Origin of the sequence: Kocuria sp. CNJ-770 (genome assembly GCF_001942375.1) — a bacterium.
In the GTDB taxonomy this organism is placed as follows: domain Bacteria; phylum Actinomycetota; class Actinomycetes; order Actinomycetales; family Micrococcaceae; genus Kocuria; species Kocuria oceani.
On the sequence record NZ_MKJW01000033.1, the window covers coordinates 44,601 to 61,734 of the forward strand.

Consider the following 17,134-nt stretch of genomic DNA (forward strand, 5'->3'; position numbering starts at 1 on the left):
CCATGGCAGAGAACACTGCAGAGAACAGCACCCGGAGCACCGCTCCGGGCACCGAGAAGGTGCACGCCCTCAAGGTGCACCACCTGCGTCCGGCCCCGGGCGCGAAGACCGCCAAGACCCGCGTGGGTCGCGGTGAGGGCTCCAAGGGCAAGACCGCCGGCCGCGGCACCAAGGGCACCAGTGCCCGGTACCAGGTCAAGGCGGGCTTCGCGGGCGGTCAGCTGCCGCTGCACATGCGCCTGCCCAAGCTGCGCGGGTTCAAGAACCCGTTCCGCGTGGAGTACCAGGTCGTCAACCTCGACAAGCTCTCCGAGCTCTACCCGGAGGGCGGCGAGGTGACCGTGGAGTCGCTCGTGGCCCGCGGCGCGGTCCGGAAGAACCAGCCCGTCAAGGTGCTGGGCTCCGGCGACATCGCCGTCGCGGTCGACGTGAAGGCGCACGCCTTCTCCGGCTCCGCGGCCGAGAAGATCGCCGCCGCCGGCGGCAGCACCACCGCGCTGTGAGCGCGCGCCGTGGGCCCGGGCACGCCCGGGCCCACGGCACCGTCGGAGCAGGCCCCGTCCACGCGAGCGTGGGCGGGGCCTGACCCGTTGGCCGCCCCGCGGCCCGGCGCGCGCCGGCCGCCCCGGGCGCGGCGGGTTCGTTAGACTGACCGGAGTCGTCCGTGCCCGCCCGCGCGCGGACCGCAGGACCGAGCTCCCGCCCCACCCCACCCCCGCGGCCGGACGCCGGTCGGACCCAGTTCCTAGGAGGACATGTGCTCAGCGCTTTCGGACGGGCGTTGCGAACCCCCGACCTGCGACGCAAGCTGGGGTTCACCCTCGCCCTCATCGTGCTCTACCGCCTGGGCACGTTCATCCCGGCGCCGGGCGTCGACTACGGCAACGTGCAGCAGTGCCTGGCCCTGGGCACCACCACCGGCGGGGTCTACGACATGGTGAACCTCTTCAGCGGCGGCGCCCTGCTGCAGCTGTCGGTCTTCGCCCTCGGCGTCATGCCCTACATCACCGCGAGCATCATCGTGCAGCTGCTGCGCGTGGTCATCCCGCGCTTCCAGGAGCTGCACGAGGAGGGCGCGCAGGGACAGACTCAGCTCACCCAGTACACTCGCTACCTCACGATCGGGCTGGCGCTGCTCAACGCCACCACGATCGTCTCCCTGGCCCGCTCGGGCGCCCTGCTGGGCGACTGCCCGCTGCCGATCATCCCCAACGACACGGTCCTGACGGTCGTCATCATGATCATCACGATGACCGCGGGCACCGCCATCATCATGTGGCTGGGGGAGCGGATCACGGAGAAGGGCGTGGGCAACGGCATGTCCCTGCTGATCTTCACCTCGATCGCCGCGACCTTCCCCTCCGCCCTCGGCGAGATCCTGCGCACCCGGGGCTGGGGCGTGTTCCTGTCGGTGCTGGCCGTGGGTCTCGTGGTGATCACCTGCGTGGTCTTCGTGGAGCAGTCCCAGCGCCGGGTGCGGGTGCAGTACGCCAAGCGGATGGTGGGCCGGCGCACGATCGGCGGCACCACCACCTACATCCCGCTCAAGGTCAACATGGCCGGCGTCATCCCCATCATCTTCGCGTCCTCGATGCTGATGCTGCCCGGCATGCTCTCCCAGTTCGGCATGCCGGACGACGGCTCCGACATCCCCGGCTGGGTCAACTGGATCAACACCTACCTCGTCACCGGGGACCACCCCGTGTACATGGTGCTGTACTTCCTGATGATCGTGTTCTTCACGTACTTCTACGTGTCGATCACGTTCAACCCGGAGGAGGTCTCCAACAACATGAAGCGCTACGGCGGCTTCATCCCCGGCATCCGGGCGGGCCGGCCCACGGAGAAGTACCTGCAGTACGTGCTGAGCCGGATCACCTTCCCCGGGGCCCTCTACCTGGGCATCGTGTCCATGATCCCGCTGGTGGCGCTCGTGCTGGTGGACGCCAACCAGAACTTCCCGTTCGGCGGGCCCTCCCTGCTGATCATGGTGGGCGTGGGGCTGGACACGGTGAAGCAGATCGAGGCGCAGCTGCAGCAGCGCAACTACGAGGGCCTGCTCCGCTGAGCCCGGCCCCGGTCCCCGGGGAGGGCGCCCGGTAGACTGGGGCCGCAGCCATTCCCGACCGCAAGGAGACTTCATGACCCGCATGCTCATCATCGGCCCCCCAGGTGCAGGCAAGGGCACCCAGGCGGTGCGCATCTCGGAGAAGCTGGGCGTGCCGGCCATCTCCACCGGTGACATCTTCCGGGCCAACATCAAGGGCCGGACGGCCCTGGGCCAGGAGGCCAAGAGCTACATCGACGCCGGCGACCTCGTCCCGGACTCGGTGACCAACCGGATGGTGCGCGACCGGCTGGCCGAGACGGACACCGCGGACGGCTTCCTGCTCGACGGCTACCCGCGCAACGCCGCGCAGGTGGAGGAGCTCGACGCGATCCTGGCCGAGCTGGACCAGGAGCTCGACGCCGTGCTCAAGCTGACCGCCGACCGCGACGAGCTCGTCCAGCGGCTCCTCGGCCGGGCGCAGAAGGAGGGTCGCACGGACGACACTGAGGACGTCATCCGGCACCGCCTCGACGTCTACGACGCGGAGACCGCCGCGGTCGTGGACCTCTACGACCGGCGCGGGATCGTCCGCGAGGTCGACGGGCTGGGCAGCGTCGAGGACGTCACCGCACGGATCCTGGCGGAGCTGTCCTGACCGGACGCCCCGCACCGCCGACTCCGTGACACCCCCGGACACCCCCGGGGGTCTCACGTTTAACCCACGACCGCCGCGAGCACCCGACCTCGGGCAGCGGCCCGGAAGGAACACCGCATGTTCGGCCGCCGCCGGATCGAGTACAAGACCAACGCCCAGTTGCGCACCATGCAGCGCGCCGGGGTGGTGACGTCGCGCGCCCTCGACGCCGCCGTGGCGGCCGCCGTGCCCGGGGTGACCACCGCCTCCCTCGACGCCGTGTTCCGCTCCGTGCTCGAGGAGCACAGCGCGAGCTCCAACTTCCTCGGCTACTACGGCTACCCGGCCGCGGTGTGCGTGTCCGTCAACGAGGTCGTGGTGCACGGCATCCCCGGCGAGCAGGTGCTGCAGGAGGGCGACATCCTCTCCGTGGACGGCGGGGCGATCGTCGACGGCTGGCACGGGGACTCGGCGCGCACCGTGCTGCTCGGCCGCCCGGACCCCGCCGACGCGGAGCTGTCCGAGGTCACCCGCCAGGCCATGTGGCGCGGGATCGCCGCCGTCGCCGGCGGCACGCACGTCGGCGACATCGGTGCGGCCGTGGAGGACCACGTCCGCCAGGTCTCCGGGCACCGGTTCGGGATCCTGGAGGAGTACGTGGGGCACGGGATCGGCTCCAAGATGCACATGGCCCCCGACGTCCTGAACTTCCGCAGCACCGACCGCGGGCCCCGGCTGCGCCCGGGGATGGCCCTCGCCATCGAGCCGATGCTCGTGCGCGGGGGGATCGGCACCCGCGTGCTCGACGACGACTGGACCGTGGTCACCACCGACGGCGCCCGCTCCAGCCAGTGGGAGCACTCCGTGGCCCTGCACGCCGACGGCATCTGGGTGCTCACGGCCGAGGACGGAGGCGCCTCGGAGCTCGAGCCGCTCGGCGTCACCCCCGTCCCGATCCCGGAGGACCGCCCGTGACCCGGCAGACCGACCCACGACCCCCCGAGGAGACCACCGTGACCCAGGCACCGCAGCAGAGCGGCCCGGCCGACGGCCGGACCGCGACGCCCGTCGAGCTCACCGTCCGCCCGAAACCCGGCCAGCTGACCTTCACCGCGCCGCGCCGGGGCAAGCCGCCGAAGCACCTCGCCGACTTCGACCTCGCGGGCCGCCGCGAGTTCCTGACGCAGCTCGGGCACAAGCCCTTCCGTGCGGGGCAGCTCTCCCGGCACTACTTCGACCGGCTCGCCTCGGCCCCCGAGGACATGACCGACCTGCCCGCGGCCGGGCGGGAGGAGCTGGTGGCGCAAGCCCTGCCCACGCTGCTCACCTCCGTGCGCACGCTCGAGGCGGACCAGGGCGCCACGCTCAAGAGCGTGCACCGGCTCTTCGACGGGGCGATGGTGGAGTCGGTGCTGATGCGCTACACCAACCGGGTGACGATGTGCATCTCCTCGCAGGCCGGGTGCGGGATGAACTGCCCGTTCTGCGCCACCGGGCAGGCCGGGCTGACCCGCAACCTCTCGACCGCCGAGATGGTCGAGCAGGTGGTCCAGGGCGCGCGCCTGCTGCGCGGCGGCAAGGTGGGCCGGGCCGAGCAGGAGCCGCTGCGCGTCTCCAACATCGTGTTCATGGGGATGGGGGAGGCCCTGGCCAACTACAAGGCCACCCTGGGCGCCGTGCACCGGCTGATCGACCCCTCGCCCGAGGGCCTCGGCATCTCCGCGCGCGGGATCACCATGTCCACCGTCGGCCTGGTCCCCGGGATCCGGAAGTTCACCCGGGAGAAGCTGCCCGTGACGCTCGCCCTGTCCCTGCACGCCCCGGACGACGAGCTGCGCGACGACCTGATCCCGATCAACACCCGGTGGAAGGTGGACGAGGCCCTCGACGCCGCCCGCGAGTACTACGACGTCACCGGCCGGCGGGTGTCCATCGAGTACGCCCTGATCCGCGACATCAACGACCAGGGCTGGCGCGCCGACCTGCTGGGGGAGAAGCTCAACGCCCGGGGGGCCGGCTGGGTGCACGTGAACCCCATCCCGCTCAACCCGACCCCCGGCTCCAAGTGGACCGCGTCCCGGCCGGGCGTGGAGCAGAACTTCGTGGAGCGCCTGCGCGCCCACGGCATCCCCACGACCGTGCGGGACACCCGCGGCTCGGACATCGACGGCGCCTGCGGGCAGCTCGCCGCCGTGGTCTGAGTCGTGGTCCGAGCCGTGCCCTGAGCCGTGGCGCGGGCGTCGTCCCGGGCGGCGCGGCCCGGGGGTGCCTCCCGCGTTGCGGGCGGCACCCCCGATCACGTAGAGTGTTCTGTTGGTTGTCTGTGCTCCAGCGATTCCGCACTCATCGGACCCCGCCGACCCTCACCGTGCACCACGAACGGTGATGGTGCGCGCGTACAGGTCCGCTGCGGCGTTTAACGACGATGTACACCCGAAACCCTGCCCGCCGCCCCGGCGGGGGGCACCTGAAGTTAGCGGAGGATATGGCCAAGAAAGACGGAGTCATCGAGATCGAAGGCACTGTGGTCGAGGCTCTGCCCAACGCGATGTTCCGCGTTGAGCTGAACAACGGTCACCTGGTCCTCGCCCACATCTCCGGCAAGATGCGCCAGCACTACATCCGGATCCTCCCCGAGGACCGCGTGGTGGTGGAGCTGAGCCCGTACGACCTCACCCGCGGTCGTATCGTCTACCGCTACAAGTAGGACCGGCGGCCGTCCGGGCCGCACCCACTCGAGAGAACGACGCGAAGGAATGCGATGAAGGTCCAACCGAGCGTGAAGCCGATCTGCGACAAGTGCAAGGTGATCCGCCGCAACGGGCGGGTCATGGTGATCTGCGAGAACCCGCGCCACAAACAGCGTCAGGGCTGACCAGCCCCGACCACCCACGCAAGTGGAACCACGAAAGGCACCGCTCCCGACCGGAGAGATCCAGGCGGGCGCCCCCGGTACAGAGGCCGGGGACCGGCGGACGGACATGACGTCACCGACCGGACAGCGATGCTCCAGACCTCTGGAACAGCACAAGGAGAACCGCCGATATGGCTCGTCTCGCAGGCGTCGACCTTCCCCGTGAGAAGCGGCTGGAAGTCGCGCTCACCTACATCTACGGCGTGGGCCGCACCCGCGCGCTGGCAACCCTGGGCGCCACCGGCATCTCGGGCGACCTGCGCGTGCGCGAGCTCACCGATGCCCAGCTCGTGGAGCTGCGCGACTACATCGAGGACAACTACAAGGTTGAGGGTGACCTCCGCCGCGAGGTGGCCGCCGACATCCGCCGCAAGGTCGAGATCGGCAGCTACCAGGCATCCGGCACCGCCGCGGCCTGCCGGTGCACGGCCAGCGCACCAAGACCAACGCCCGCACCCGCAAGGGTCCCAAGCGCACGGTCGCCGGCAAGAAGAAGTAGCCGGCTGCCGCTCGCACGCCGGGACCCCACGGTCCCCCGAGCGGCCCACCACCACTCTTCACCGCCCTTCCTGAAAACTTTGTAGGAGACATCCATGCCCCCGAAGACTCGCGCAGCGGCTGCCCGCAAGCCCCGCCGCAAGGACAAGAAGAACGTCACCCAGGGCCAGGCCCACATCAAGTCGACGTTCAACAACACCATCGTCACCATCACCGACCCCACCGGCGCCGTCCTCTCCTGGTCCTCCGCCGGGGAGATGGGGTTCAAGGGCTCGCGCAAGTCCACCCCGTTCGCCGCCCAGATGGCCGCCGAGGCCGCCGCCAAGCGCGCGCAGGAGCACGGCGTGCGCAAGGTCGACGTGTTCGTCAAGGGCCCGGGCTCCGGGCGCGAGACCGCCATCCGCTCCCTGCAGGCCACCGGCCTCGAGGTCGGCTCCATCTCGGACGTCACCCCGAGCGCGCACAACGGTTGCCGCCCGCCGAAGCGCCGCCGCGTCTGATGCGAGCGTGCCCATCGGGACCCCGCCGGGGTCCCGATGGGCACGCCGACTGAAGGACCGGGCACCGGTCCGCACCCATCAACTGTTTTCCACCATTTGCGCGCGTCATATAGCGGATGCCCGCTGAAAGGAAACATCAGTGCTCATCGCACAGCGCCCCACCCTCTCCGAAGAGGTCGTGGCCGACAACCGGTCCCGCTTCGTGATCGAACCGCTCGAGCCCGGCTTCGGCTACACCCTCGGCAACTCCCTCCGCCGCACGCTGCTCTCCTCCATCCCCGGTGCTGCCGTGACCAGCATCCGGCTCGACGGGGTGCTCCACGAGTTCTCCACCGTGGAGGGCGTGAAGGAGGACGTCACCGAGATCATCCTCAACGTCAAGAAGCTCGCTGTGTCCTCGGAGCAGGACGAGCCCGTCGTCGCCTACCTGCGCAAGCAGGGCCCGGGCGTCGTGACCGCCGCGGACATCACGGCCCCGGCCGGTGTGGAGATCCACAACCCGGACCTGCACATCGCCACGCTCAACGCGAAGGGCCAGCTCGAGCTCGAGCTGACCATCGAGCGCGGCCGCGGCTACGTCTCGGCCGCCCAGAACAAGGCGGGCGACGCGGAGATCGGCCGCATCCCGGTCGACTCCATCTACTCGCCGGTGCTCAAGGTGACCTTCCGCGTGGAGGCCACCCGCGTGGAGCAGCGCACCGACTTCGACAAGCTGGTGCTGGACGTGGAGACCAAGGAGGCCATCACCCCGCGTGACGCCGTGGCCTCCGCCGGCACCACCCTGGTCGAGCTGTTCGGCCTGGCCCGCGAGCTCAACACGGCCGCCGAGGGCATCGAGATCGGCCCCTCGCCGACCGACGCCGCGATGGCCGCCGACATGGCGCTGCCCATCGAGGACCTCGAGCTCACCGTGCGGTCCTACAACTGCCTCAAGCGCGAGGGCATCCACACCGTGGGTGAGCTCGTGGGCCGCTCCGAGGCGGACCTGATGGACATCCGCAACTTCGGCGCCAAGTCGATCGACGAGGTGAAGGCCAAGCTCGTCGACCTCGGCCTGTCCCTCAAGGACTCGCCCCCCGGCTTCGACCTCGCCGCTCGCGCCGCCGCGATCGACGACGAGAACCCGTTCGACGACGACGACCACTAGTCCTTCCCGCTGAGGTCCCACCGGCCGCCCGGCCCGGGCGGGACGAACTTCCAGGAGATCAACAACCATGCCTACTCCCACCAAGGGACCCCGCCTCGGAGGCGGCCCCGCCCACGAGCGCCTGATGCTGGCGAACCTGTCCCAGCAGCTGTTCGAGCACAAGCGCATCACCACCACCGTCACCAAGGCGAAGCGGATGCGTCCCTACGCCGAGCGGCTGATCACCTTCGCCAAGCGCGGTGACCTGGCCGCCCGCCGGCGCGTGCTCGCGCAGCTGACCGACAAGTCCGTGGTGCACGAGCTGTTCACCACCATCGCCTCGGCGATGGAGGACCGCAACGGCGGCTACACCCGCATCACCAAGATCGGCAACCGCAAGGGCGACAACGCCCCCATGGCCGTCATCGAGCTCGTGATGGAGCCCGTCGCGACCAAGGCCACCGTGGCCGAGGCCGAGCGCGCCACCGCGAAGGCCGCCCCGGCGCCCGCCGCCCCGGTCGACACCCCGGCCGACAGCACCGCCGCCGAGGTCGCCGCCGAGGAGATCCCCGCCGAGGAGCAGGCCCCCGAGGTCGGCTCCGAGCAGGCCGCGGAGGTCGCCGCCGAGAACACCGAGGCGGAGTTCCCCGGCTCGCACGCCCCGCTGGAGTCCGGCGAGGCCCCCGAGGGCTTCGAGATCAAGGGCAACCGGAACTCGATGAAGTACCACGTGCCCGGTTCGCGCTGGTACGCGGGCACCACCGCCGAGATCTGGTTCGACTCCCCGGCCAACGCCGAGGCCGCCGGCTTCCAGCCGGCCGGTGGGTCCGCCGCGCAGAAGCTGCGCTGAGCGGGTCCGTCCGGACGAACACCGCGCACGCCGCCGGGGACCTGGTCCCCGGCGGCGTTGCCGTGCCCGGCCCCGCACGCCCGAGCGCGAGCCCGGCCGCCGCCCCCCGATCGAGAGGAACGCCCATGACCGAGTCCCCCGTGCGGGTGCGGATCGACCTGGCCTACGACGGAGCGCCCTTCGCCGGGTGGGCCCGCCAGCCGGGGCTGCCCACCGTCCAGGGCTCCCTCGAGGACGCCCTGGCCGTGCTGGTGCGCCGGGAGGTGCGGGTCGTGGTGGCGGGCCGGACCGACACCGGTGTCCACGCCCGCGGACAGGTGGTGCACCTGGACCTCACCCCGGAGGAGTGGCGCGGTCTCGCCCGCGGCCGCGGGGAGGACCCCGGGGCCGCGCTCGAGCGCCGGCTCACCGGTGCGCTCGGCCACGTGCTGGGGCGCGGCCGCCGCGAGGGCGGCCTGCCGGAGAGCCCGGGGGCGGTCGTGGTGCGCCGCGCCGCGGCCGCGCCGGCGGGCTTCGACGCCCGGTTCTCGGCCGTCTCGCGCCGCTACAGCTACCGGATCGACGACGGCGCGGCGGGCCACGACCCGCTGACCCGCCACCTGACCTGGTGGACCAAGGACGAGCTGGACGCCGGCGTGATGGCCGCCGCCGTGCAGGAGCTGGTCGGGCTGCACGACTTCCTCTCCTTCTGCCGGCCGCGGGAGGGCGCCACCACGGTGCGGGAGGTCCTCGCCGTGTCCGTCGAGCGGGACCGGGACGGCCTGGTGGTGCTCGGCATCGAGGCGGACGCGTTCTGCCACCACATGGTCCGCTCCGTCGTCGGCGCCGCGGCCCGCGTGGGCGCCGGGCGCGAGGGCCGGGACTGGCTGGGCCGCCGCCTGGCGGACCGGGTGCGCGACGCGCGGGTGCTCCTGGCGCCCCCGCACGCCCTCGTCCTCGAGGAGGTGCGCTACCCGGGCGACGCCGGACTGGGGGAGCGGGCCGAGCGCACCCGCGCCCTCCGGGACCCCCTGCACCGGGATTGACCGCCGCACCGTCCGGGTGTATGCCGCGGAGTGGTCTTTGCCCGTCCGATCCGGTAACGTGGGGTGCTGTTGTGCGTGTCCCGCCTCGGTTCACGTGTACCCGGATCCGCCGTCCAGTTGCAGGACGCATGGCGCTCCGGTGCACCGGGGTCTCGGGCACCGGATGCAGCTCGGCCCTCACCCGAGCCCCGGACGGCACACCGAGAAACGGCGTGATCCCAACTAGCGCCACCGAGAGAACCCGAACGAAGGCAAACTAACGTGCGTACGTACACCCCGAAGCCCGGTGACATTCAGCGCCAGTGGCACGTCATCGATGCCACCGACGTCGTCCTGGGTCGTCTTGCCAGCCAGACCGCAACGCTGCTGCGCGGAAAGCATAAGCCGACCTTTGCTCCCCACGTGGACGCCGGTGATTTCGTCATCATCATCAACGCCGAGAAGGTCGCCCTGACCGGCTCCAAGCTCGAGAAGAAGCGGGCCTACCGCCACTCCGGCTACCCGGGCGGACTCAAGTCCACCTCCTACGCCGAGCTGCTGGAGAAGAACCCGGTCCGCGCCGTGGAGAAGGCCATCCGTGGCATGCTCCCGAAGAACAAGCTGGCCGCCCAGCAGATGTCCAAGCTCAAGGTCTACGCCGGCCCGGAGCACCCCCACGGTGCCCAGCAGCCCCAGGCCTTCGAGTTCACCCAGGTCGCCCAGTAGTTCCGGGCCTACGAGACAAGAACTGATCGAGGAGAATCGTGGCTCAGAACACTGAAGAGCAGAACACCGTGGACGTCGAGGAGCAGCTGAGCAGCTACACCTCCGAGTCGGCCCCCGCCGGGGAGACCGCCGTCGCCGCCGAGCGCCCCGCCCTGACCGTCTCCGGCCAGGCCGTGGGCCGCCGCAAGGAGGCCGTCGCCCGCGTGCGCGTCGTCCCCGGCTCCGGCCAGTGGACCATCAACGGCCGCACCCTGGAGAACTACTTCCCGAACAAGCTGCACCAGCAGGAGGTCAACGACCCCTTCCGGCTGCTGGAGCTCGAGGGCGCCTACGACGTCATCGCCCGCATCCACGGCGGTGGCCCCTCCGGCCAGGCCGGGGCGCTGCGCCACGGCGTGGCCCGTGCCCTGAACGAGATCGACGTGGAGAACAACCGGCCCACGCTCAAGAAGGCCGGCTTCCTCACCCGTGACCCGCGCGTCATCGAGCGCAAGAAGGCCGGTCTCAAGAAGGCCCGCAAGGCCCCGCAGTACTCCAAGCGCTGATCGACGGGCCGCCCGGCCCGCTCGCCCAGCCCCACGGACCCCGTCCGCCCCGGTGCCCACCGGACGCGGACGGGGTCCGTGCGTTCGTGCGCCGCCTCACGCATCCCGCGGCGAGGGGAACGTAGGATGGGGGGCGATGTCTAGATTATTCGGAACGGACGGCGTGCGCGGGCTCGCGAACGACCTCCTCACAGCCAACATGACCCTGGACCTGGCCCAGGCCGCCGCCATCGTGCTGGGCCACGGCCACGCCACCTCGGGGCGGCGCCCCACCGCGGTCGTCGCCCGGGACGGGCGCGCCAGCGGCGAGTTCCTCAGCGCCGCCGTCTCCGCCGGCCTCGCCGGGTCGGGGGTGGACGTGCACGACGCCGGAGTGCTGCCGACCCCCGCGCTGGCCTACCTGGTCGCGGACCTGGACGCCGACTTCGGGGTGATGATCTCCGCCTCGCACAATCCGGCCCCGGACAACGGGATCAAGTTCCTCGCCCACGGCGGGCGCAAGCTGCCCGACCGCGTGGAGGACGAGATCCAGGCGGTCTTCGAGGCCGGTGACTTCCGCCGCCCCACGGGCGCCGGGGTGGGACGCATCCACCTGCTCACGGACGCGGAGGACCGCTACGTCCTGCACCTGGTCGGGGCGATCCCGCACCGGCTTGAGGGCCTCAGCGTGGTCCTGGACTGCGCCAACGGCGCCGCCAGCGGCGTCTCCCCGGACGCGTTCCGCGGCGCGGGCGCCGAGGTGCACGTCATCGGCGCGGAGCCCGACGGCCTGAACATCAACGACGGCTGCGGCTCGACCCACCTGGAGCCCCTCCGCCGGGCCGTCGTGGAGCTCGGCGCCGATCTCGGGATCGCCCACGACGGCGACGCGGACCGCTGCCTCGCCGTGGACGCCTCCGGCCGGGAGGTGGACGGCGACCAGATCATGGCGATCCTCGCCCTGGCCATGAAGGACGCCGGCCGGCTCGTCGGCGACACCCTGGTGGCGACCGTGATGAGCAATCTCGGGCTCAAGCTCGCCCTGCGGGAGGCGGGCATCGAGCTGCGCGAGACCGCGGTGGGGGACCGCTACGTCCTCGAGACCATGACCGAGCACGGCTACAACCTGGGCGGGGAGCAGTCCGGCCACGTGATCATGTCCGACTTCGCCACCACGGGGGACGGCCTGCTGACCGGGCTGATGCTGGCCTCGCGCGTGGCCCAGACCCGGGCGCCGCTCGCGGAGCTGGCCACGGTGATGACCCGACTGCCGCAGGTGCTGCTGAACGTGCGCGGCGTGGACCGCGCCGCGGTGGGCTCCAACCCCGGGGTGCAGGCGGCCGTCGCGGAGGTCGAGCAGCGCCTCGGCGAGACGGGCCGGGTGCTGCTGCGCCCGTCGGGAACGGAGCCCGTGGTCCGGGTGATGGTCGAGGCGGCCTCCGAGGAGGCCGCCCGGGCGGAGACGGAGTACCTCGCCTCGGTGGTGGAGCGGGAGCTGGCCCTCACGGTCTGAGCCGCCGCCGCGGACGCCGGAGGCCCGCACCGAGAACTCGGTGCGGGCCTCCGGCGTCCCCGTGCCCGTGGTCAGGCGCGCCGGCGCAGCTCGTCACGGATCTCGGTGAGCAGCTGCACCTGGGCGTCGGCCTCCTCCACGTCCGGGTCGATGCCGAGGCGCCGGTTGCGGGCCTCGAGCACCCTGTTCATGGGCAGGACGACGGCGACGTAGACCGCGGCGGCCACGAGCAGGAAGTTGACGAGCGCGGTGAGCAGCACCCCGAACCGGATGTCGTTGCCGTTGAGGGAGACCACGGCGAACGAGTCGAAATTGGGTGAGCCGACCAGCGCGGAGATCCCCGGCATGAGCACCGCCTCGACCATGGCGTTGACGACCTGGGCGAAGGCCGCGCCGACGATCACGGCCACGGCCAGGTCCAGCACGTTGCCCTTCATGATGAAGTCCTTGAATCCCTTGAGCATCCCCGCAGACTACCCGCCGGCGGCCCGCACGGCGTCACCTCCTGAGTGTCGCCTCCCCGGTGCCGCCTCCCCAATGCACCTGTCCCGGGGACCGGTCTCCGGTGGGACGCCCCGGAGGGCGCGGCGGCGGATCAGCCCGGGGCGCCCGTCGCGTAGTCCGGGGCCGGGGACAGCCCGGCGAACTCCTCCAGGGTGGCGGCGCCCGAGCGCACGAGCTCCTGCGCCGGCCCGGGCCCGAGATAGCGCAGGTGCCACGGCTCGTACCAGTAGCCGGTGACCGCCTCCTCGCCCCACGGGTAGCGGACGACGAAGCCGTGCTCGGGCCCGTGCTCGGCCACCCACGCGGCGGCGGCCGTGTCGGCGAAGCACACCTGCAGGTCGCAGCCGCCGCCCTCGCCGACGTCCAGGGCCAGACCGGTCTGGTGCTCCGAGTGCCCCGGCCGGGCCGAGACATCGTCCGCGGCGGCCTGGCCCTTGCGCGCCACCCAGCCGGCGTACGTCTCCTGCTGCTGCGCCCAGGAGCGGTAGCCGGAGACGATCCGCAGCGGCACCCCGTCCGCCCGCGCCTCCGCGAGCATCCCGCGGGCGGCCGCGGCCGCCTCGGGCCGCAGCCGGTGGCCCTCGACGTCCTCGAGGACCGGCGGCGCCCAGTCCGGCGGGACGAGGGGCCGGCGCTTGTTGACCACGACGGACAGGGAGGCGGGGTCGTCCAGCTCCGGCGGCCGGGGCCGTTCGGCCGGGGCCGTGGCGGACGCGGCGTCGGTGGGCGGGCCCACCGGCGCGCCGGTGCCGGACCCCTCGGTGCCGGCCGGGTCGGTGCCGGACGGCCCGGGGGCCGACGCCGCCGGAGGAGGACTGCCCAGCGGGGAGTCCTCGCGGCCGGCGGACGGCCCGGCGCCCGGAGCGCATCCGCCGAGCAGCCCGGCCACGAGCAGCCCCGTGCCGATCGGTCCGGTCACGCGGGCCGCCGGGCCGGGCCCCTGCACGGCGCGTCGGAGGGCGCGCATCAGTTCTTGCGCAGCAGCACGCGGCGGATCGAGTGGTCCGAGTCCTTGGAGAGGATCAGCCGGGCGCGTCCCCGGGTCGGCTGCACGTTCTCGATGAGGTTCGGCTCGTTGATCCGCCGCCAGATCCCGGTGGCGGTCGCGACCGCCTCGGCGTCGGAGAGGTCGGCGTAGCGGTGGAAGTACGAGCCGGGATCGGCGAAGGCGGAGTAGCGCAGCGCCTGGAACCGCTCCACGTACCACCGTTCGATGTCCGACGGCCGGGCGTCCACGTAGATGGAGAAGTCGAAGAAGTCGCTGAGCGCGAGGGCGGCCCGGTCCCCGGGGCCCACCTTGGCCGGCGCGAGCACGTTGAGCCCCTCGATGATCACGACGTCGGGACGGGTGACCACGACCTCCTCGCCGGGCACGATGTCGTAGCTGTGGTGCGAGTACTTCGGGGCCCGCACCTCGGGGGCGCCGGACTTGATCTTGGCGACGAAGCGGAGCAGGGCCCGGCGGTCGTAGGACTCCGGGAAGCCCTTGCGGTCCATGAGCCCGCGGCTCTGGAGCTCGGCGTTGGGGTGGAGGAACCCGTCCGTGGTGATCAGCTGGACGTTCGGGGTGGAGGGCCAGCGGGACATCAGCTCCCGCAGCAGGCGGGCGGTGGTGGACTTGCCGGCCGCCACGGACCCGGCGATGCCGATCACGAAGGGCGTGCGGGCGTGCTCCTCGCCCAGGAAGGCGTTGGTGGAGGCGTTGAGCCGGTTGGACGACTCGTCGTAGAGGGTGAGCAGCCGCGAGAGCGGGAGGTACACCTCGCGGACCTCCGCGACGTCGAGCCGGTCGCCGAGGCCGCGCAGGCTCTCGATCTCCTGAGAGGTGAGGGGAACGTCGATCTCGTGGGAAAGCCTCGACCAGGTCTGCCGGTCGAGCTCCACGAAGGGCGAGGTGCGTTCGCTCAGCGTAGATGCGGTCATCGAGCACAGTCTAGACCGCGCCGTGTCACGGCCCCGCGCATCGCAGACAGCGCCGGTACCCGGGTGTAGATTTGTGCACGTTCCGGCCGTCGACGTCCGACGGGCCGTGACACCGCAGGGCGCGTGCGATCCGACGGAGGGAGCACGGCCTCTCTCGAGAGCGAGGACAGCACCATGGCCACGGCGACGACCACGGACACCACATCATCGACGGGCGGCCGGTCAGGCGCGGCCCGCGCGCACGTACAGCGCTTCGGCACGTTCCTCTCGGGGATGATCATGCCCAACATCGGGGCGTTCATCGCCTGGGGGCTGATCACCGCGTTCTTCATCGAGGCCGGGTTCACCCCCTTCGGCCCGCTGGGCGGGTTCGGGCAGAACGCGGAGGGTGAGCCGTACACGGGCCTGGTGGGCCCGATGATCACCTACCTGCTGCCGCTGCTGATCGCCTACACCGGCGGGCGGATGGTCTACGACGTGCGCGGCGGCGTGGTCGGGGCGATCGCCACGATGGGGGTGATCGTGGGCACCGACATCCCGATGTTCATCGGGGCGATGCTGATGGGCCCGCTCACCGCGTGGCTGATGAAGAAGATCGACGCGATCTGGGACGGCAAGATCAAGCCCGGGTTCGAGATGCTGGTGAACAACTTCTCGGCCGGCATCTTCGCGGCGCTGATGGCGATCGTGGGGTTCTTCGTGGTCGGCCCGGCGGTGCTGGCCTTCTCCACCGCGGCCGCGGCGGCGGTGGACTTCCTGGTGACCCGCGGTCTGCTGCCGCTGACCTCGATCCTGATCGAGCCGGCCAAGGTGCTGTTCCTCAACAACGCGATCAACCACGGCATCCTCACCCCGCTGGGCACCGCCCAGGCGCTGGAACAGGGCAAGTCGATCCTGTTCCTGCTCGAGGCCAACCCGGGCCCGGGGCTGGGCATCCTGCTGGCCTACATGTTCTTCGGCCGCGGCGCGGCCCGGGCCTCGGCCCCCGGGGCGGCGCTGATCCACTTCGTGGGCGGGATCCACGAGATCTACTTCCCCTACGTGCTGATGAAGCCGGCCCTCATCCTGGCCGCCATCGCCGGGGGCATGACCGGGATCTTCACCCTGACCATCTTCGACGCCGGACTGCGCGCCCCGGCCGCCCCGGGCTCGATCATCGCGGTGCTGGCCCAGACCGCCTCGGACTCCTACGTGGGGGTGATCCTGGCGGTGACCGCGGCCACCGTGGTGTCCTTCCTGGTGGCCTCGGTGATCCTCAAGGCCTCCCGGGACAAGGGCGAGGGCGACCTCACCGAGGCCACCTCCCGGATGGAGGCGATGAAGGGCCGAAAGGCCACCGTCTCCTCCGCGACGGTCGGCACCAGCGGCGGCGCGGACACCGGCGGGACCGCCGCCCGGGAGCTGGCCGACGGCGGGCCCGTGCACCACATCGTCTTCGCCTGCGACGCCGGGATGGGCTCCTCCGCGATGGGCGCCTCGGTGCTGCGCAACAAGGTCAAGGCCGCCGGCTTCGGGGACGTCAAGGTCACCAACGCCGCCATCGCCAACCTCACCGACGACTTCGACATCGTGGTCACCCACCAGGACCTGGCCACCCGCGCCCGGCCCAAGGTGCCCAGCGCCGCGGTGGTGACCGTGGACAACTTCATGGGCAGCCCCCGCTACGACGAGATCGTCGAGGCCGTCCAGCAGCGCAACGGCGCGACCGTGCCCGCCGGCGCCGCCCCGGCGCAGGACACCGTCCCGGACGGGGCGGCGGCCGGCACGGCATCGGCCACCTCGGGCGGCGCCGCTGCCGCCGCCGCGACCGGCGGGCCCGCCGCGGACGGGGAGGCCGCCTCCGGCGGCGCGATCCTGACCCGGGAGCGGATCGTGATGGACGGCGGGGCGCGCAACGCCGAGCAGGCCATCGACGAGGCGGGCGGGCTGCTGGTCGCGGCCGGGGCGGTGACCGACGCGTACGTGACCTCCATGCACGAGCGCGAGTCCTCCGTGTCCACCTTCATGGGCAACGGGCTGGCGATCCCGCACGGCACCAACCAGGCCAAGGACAGCATCCGCTCCTCGGCCCTGTCGGTCGTGAAGTACCCCGAGGGCCTGGACTGGAACGGCAAGCCGGTGACCTGGGTGATCGGCATCGCCGGCAAGGACAACGAGCACCTGGCCATCCTGTCGCGGGTCGCGAAGATCTTCGGCAACAAGGAGAAGGTGCGGCAGCTGGACGAGGCGAGCACCGCCGACGAGGTGCTCGAGCTGCTCGGGAAGGTCAACGACTGACCCGGGGCCCGGCCGGTCGGACCCGGCCGGGCCCCGGCCGGTCGGGAGCCGGGCGGCCGCGGCCCCGAGGGCTCCGGGACGGCCCGGAGCG

Annotated in this window: 18 protein-coding genes and 1 pseudogene; 16 read left to right on the forward strand and 3 right to left on the reverse strand. The window is 71.8% G+C overall.

The window, feature by feature from the left end; all coding sequences use genetic code 11:
• The first annotated feature begins 2 nt into the window (after positions 1-2).
• The 15 genes and pseudogenes from rplO to glmM all read left to right on the forward strand — a co-directional run bounded on the left by rplO (position 3) and on the right by glmM (position 12,339).
• Positions 3-503: a 50S ribosomal protein L15 gene (rplO, locus tag BJF77_RS01735; RefSeq protein WP_075871099.1), complete on the forward strand. Its 501-nt coding sequence runs from the start codon at positions 3-5 to the stop codon at positions 501-503.
• Between the two features lie 254 nt (positions 504-757).
• The gene (gene secY / locus BJF77_RS01740) at positions 758-2,068 is read left to right on the forward strand and encodes a preprotein translocase subunit SecY (protein ID WP_047804313.1); all 1,311 of its coding nucleotides are present in this window, start codon (positions 758-760) and stop codon (positions 2,066-2,068) included.
• Between the two features lie 73 nt (positions 2,069-2,141).
• A complete protein-coding gene (locus BJF77_RS01745) occupies positions 2,142-2,705 on the forward strand; it encodes an adenylate kinase (RefSeq protein ID WP_047804312.1) in 564 nt (187 codons plus the stop codon).
• Positions 2,706-2,822: 117 nt separating this feature from the next.
• Positions 2,823-3,659, forward strand: a complete 837-nt coding sequence (map, locus tag BJF77_RS01750) for a type I methionyl aminopeptidase (protein ID WP_075871100.1) — start codon at positions 2,823-2,825, stop codon at positions 3,657-3,659.
• Positions 3,660-3,697: 38 nt separating this feature from the next.
• Entirely contained in the window at positions 3,698-4,885 is a 1,188-nt protein-coding gene (rlmN, locus tag BJF77_RS01755; protein ID WP_075871114.1) for a 23S rRNA (adenine(2503)-C(2))-methyltransferase RlmN, read from the forward strand.
• 284 nt (positions 4,886-5,169) lie between these two features.
• Positions 5,170-5,391 carry a translation initiation factor IF-1 gene (gene infA / locus BJF77_RS01760; protein ID WP_017833319.1) on the forward strand — a complete coding sequence of 74 codons (222 nt, stop codon included), beginning with the start codon at positions 5,170-5,172 and terminating at the stop codon, positions 5,389-5,391.
• Positions 5,392-5,445: 54 nt separating this feature from the next.
• A complete protein-coding gene (rpmJ, locus tag BJF77_RS01765; RefSeq protein ID WP_017833320.1) occupies positions 5,446-5,559 on the forward strand; it encodes a 50S ribosomal protein L36 in 114 nt (37 codons plus the stop codon).
• 170 nt (positions 5,560-5,729) lie between these two features.
• Positions 5,730-6,097: pseudogene (gene rpsM, locus BJF77_RS01770) on the forward strand (30S ribosomal protein S13).
• Positions 6,098-6,191: 94 nt separating this feature from the next.
• Positions 6,192-6,596: a 30S ribosomal protein S11 gene (gene rpsK, locus BJF77_RS01775; RefSeq protein ID WP_047804309.1), complete on the forward strand. Its 405-nt coding sequence runs from the start codon at positions 6,192-6,194 to the stop codon at positions 6,594-6,596.
• 139 nt (positions 6,597-6,735) lie between these two features.
• On the forward strand, positions 6,736-7,743 hold the full coding sequence (locus BJF77_RS01780; RefSeq protein WP_047804308.1) for a DNA-directed RNA polymerase subunit alpha: 1,008 nt from the start codon (positions 6,736-6,738) through the stop codon (positions 7,741-7,743).
• Positions 7,744-7,810: 67 nt separating this feature from the next.
• Entirely contained in the window at positions 7,811-8,572 is a 762-nt protein-coding gene (gene rplQ, locus BJF77_RS01785) for a 50S ribosomal protein L17 (protein WP_047804307.1), read from the forward strand.
• Between the two features lie 125 nt (positions 8,573-8,697).
• Positions 8,698-9,597, forward strand: a complete 900-nt coding sequence (gene truA, locus BJF77_RS01790; protein WP_075871102.1) for a tRNA pseudouridine(38-40) synthase TruA — start codon at positions 8,698-8,700, stop codon at positions 9,595-9,597.
• 261 nt (positions 9,598-9,858) lie between these two features.
• Complete coding sequence (gene rplM / locus BJF77_RS01795) at positions 9,859-10,302, forward strand: 50S ribosomal protein L13 (RefSeq protein WP_075871103.1); 444 nt, start codon at positions 9,859-9,861, stop codon at positions 10,300-10,302.
• Between the two features lie 38 nt (positions 10,303-10,340).
• Complete coding sequence (rpsI, locus tag BJF77_RS01800; RefSeq protein ID WP_075871104.1) at positions 10,341-10,847, forward strand: 30S ribosomal protein S9; 507 nt, start codon at positions 10,341-10,343, stop codon at positions 10,845-10,847.
• A gap of 136 nt (positions 10,848-10,983) precedes the next feature.
• Positions 10,984-12,339, forward strand: a complete 1,356-nt coding sequence (glmM, locus tag BJF77_RS01805; protein WP_075871105.1) for a phosphoglucosamine mutase — start codon at positions 10,984-10,986, stop codon at positions 12,337-12,339.
• A 71-nt stretch (positions 12,340-12,410) separates the two neighbouring features.
• Here the strand turns inward: glmM and mscL are convergent, their stop codons facing one another.
• From mscL to coaA, 3 genes are all read right to left on the reverse strand, one after another.
• Complete coding sequence (gene mscL, locus BJF77_RS01810) at positions 12,411-12,803, reverse strand: large conductance mechanosensitive channel protein MscL (RefSeq protein ID WP_075871106.1); 393 nt, start codon at positions 12,801-12,803, stop codon at positions 12,411-12,413.
• A 131-nt stretch (positions 12,804-12,934) separates the two neighbouring features.
• On the reverse strand, positions 12,935-13,810 hold the full coding sequence (locus tag BJF77_RS01815; RefSeq protein WP_083664916.1) for a M15 family metallopeptidase: 876 nt from the start codon (positions 13,808-13,810) through the stop codon (positions 12,935-12,937).
• A complete protein-coding gene (gene coaA / locus BJF77_RS01820) occupies positions 13,810-14,766 on the reverse strand; it encodes a type I pantothenate kinase (protein ID WP_075871107.1) in 957 nt (318 codons plus the stop codon). The genes BJF77_RS01815 and coaA overlap by 1 nt, the downstream gene beginning before the upstream one ends.
• Before the next feature lie 174 nt (positions 14,767-14,940).
• On the opposite strand from coaA, the gene BJF77_RS01825 reads away from it, so the two are divergent.
• Positions 14,941-17,043 (forward strand): PTS mannitol transporter subunit IICBA, encoded by a 2,103-nt coding sequence (locus tag BJF77_RS01825; protein ID WP_075871108.1) that lies wholly within the window; start codon positions 14,941-14,943, stop codon positions 17,041-17,043.
• The last annotated feature ends 91 nt before the right edge of the window (positions 17,044-17,134 follow it).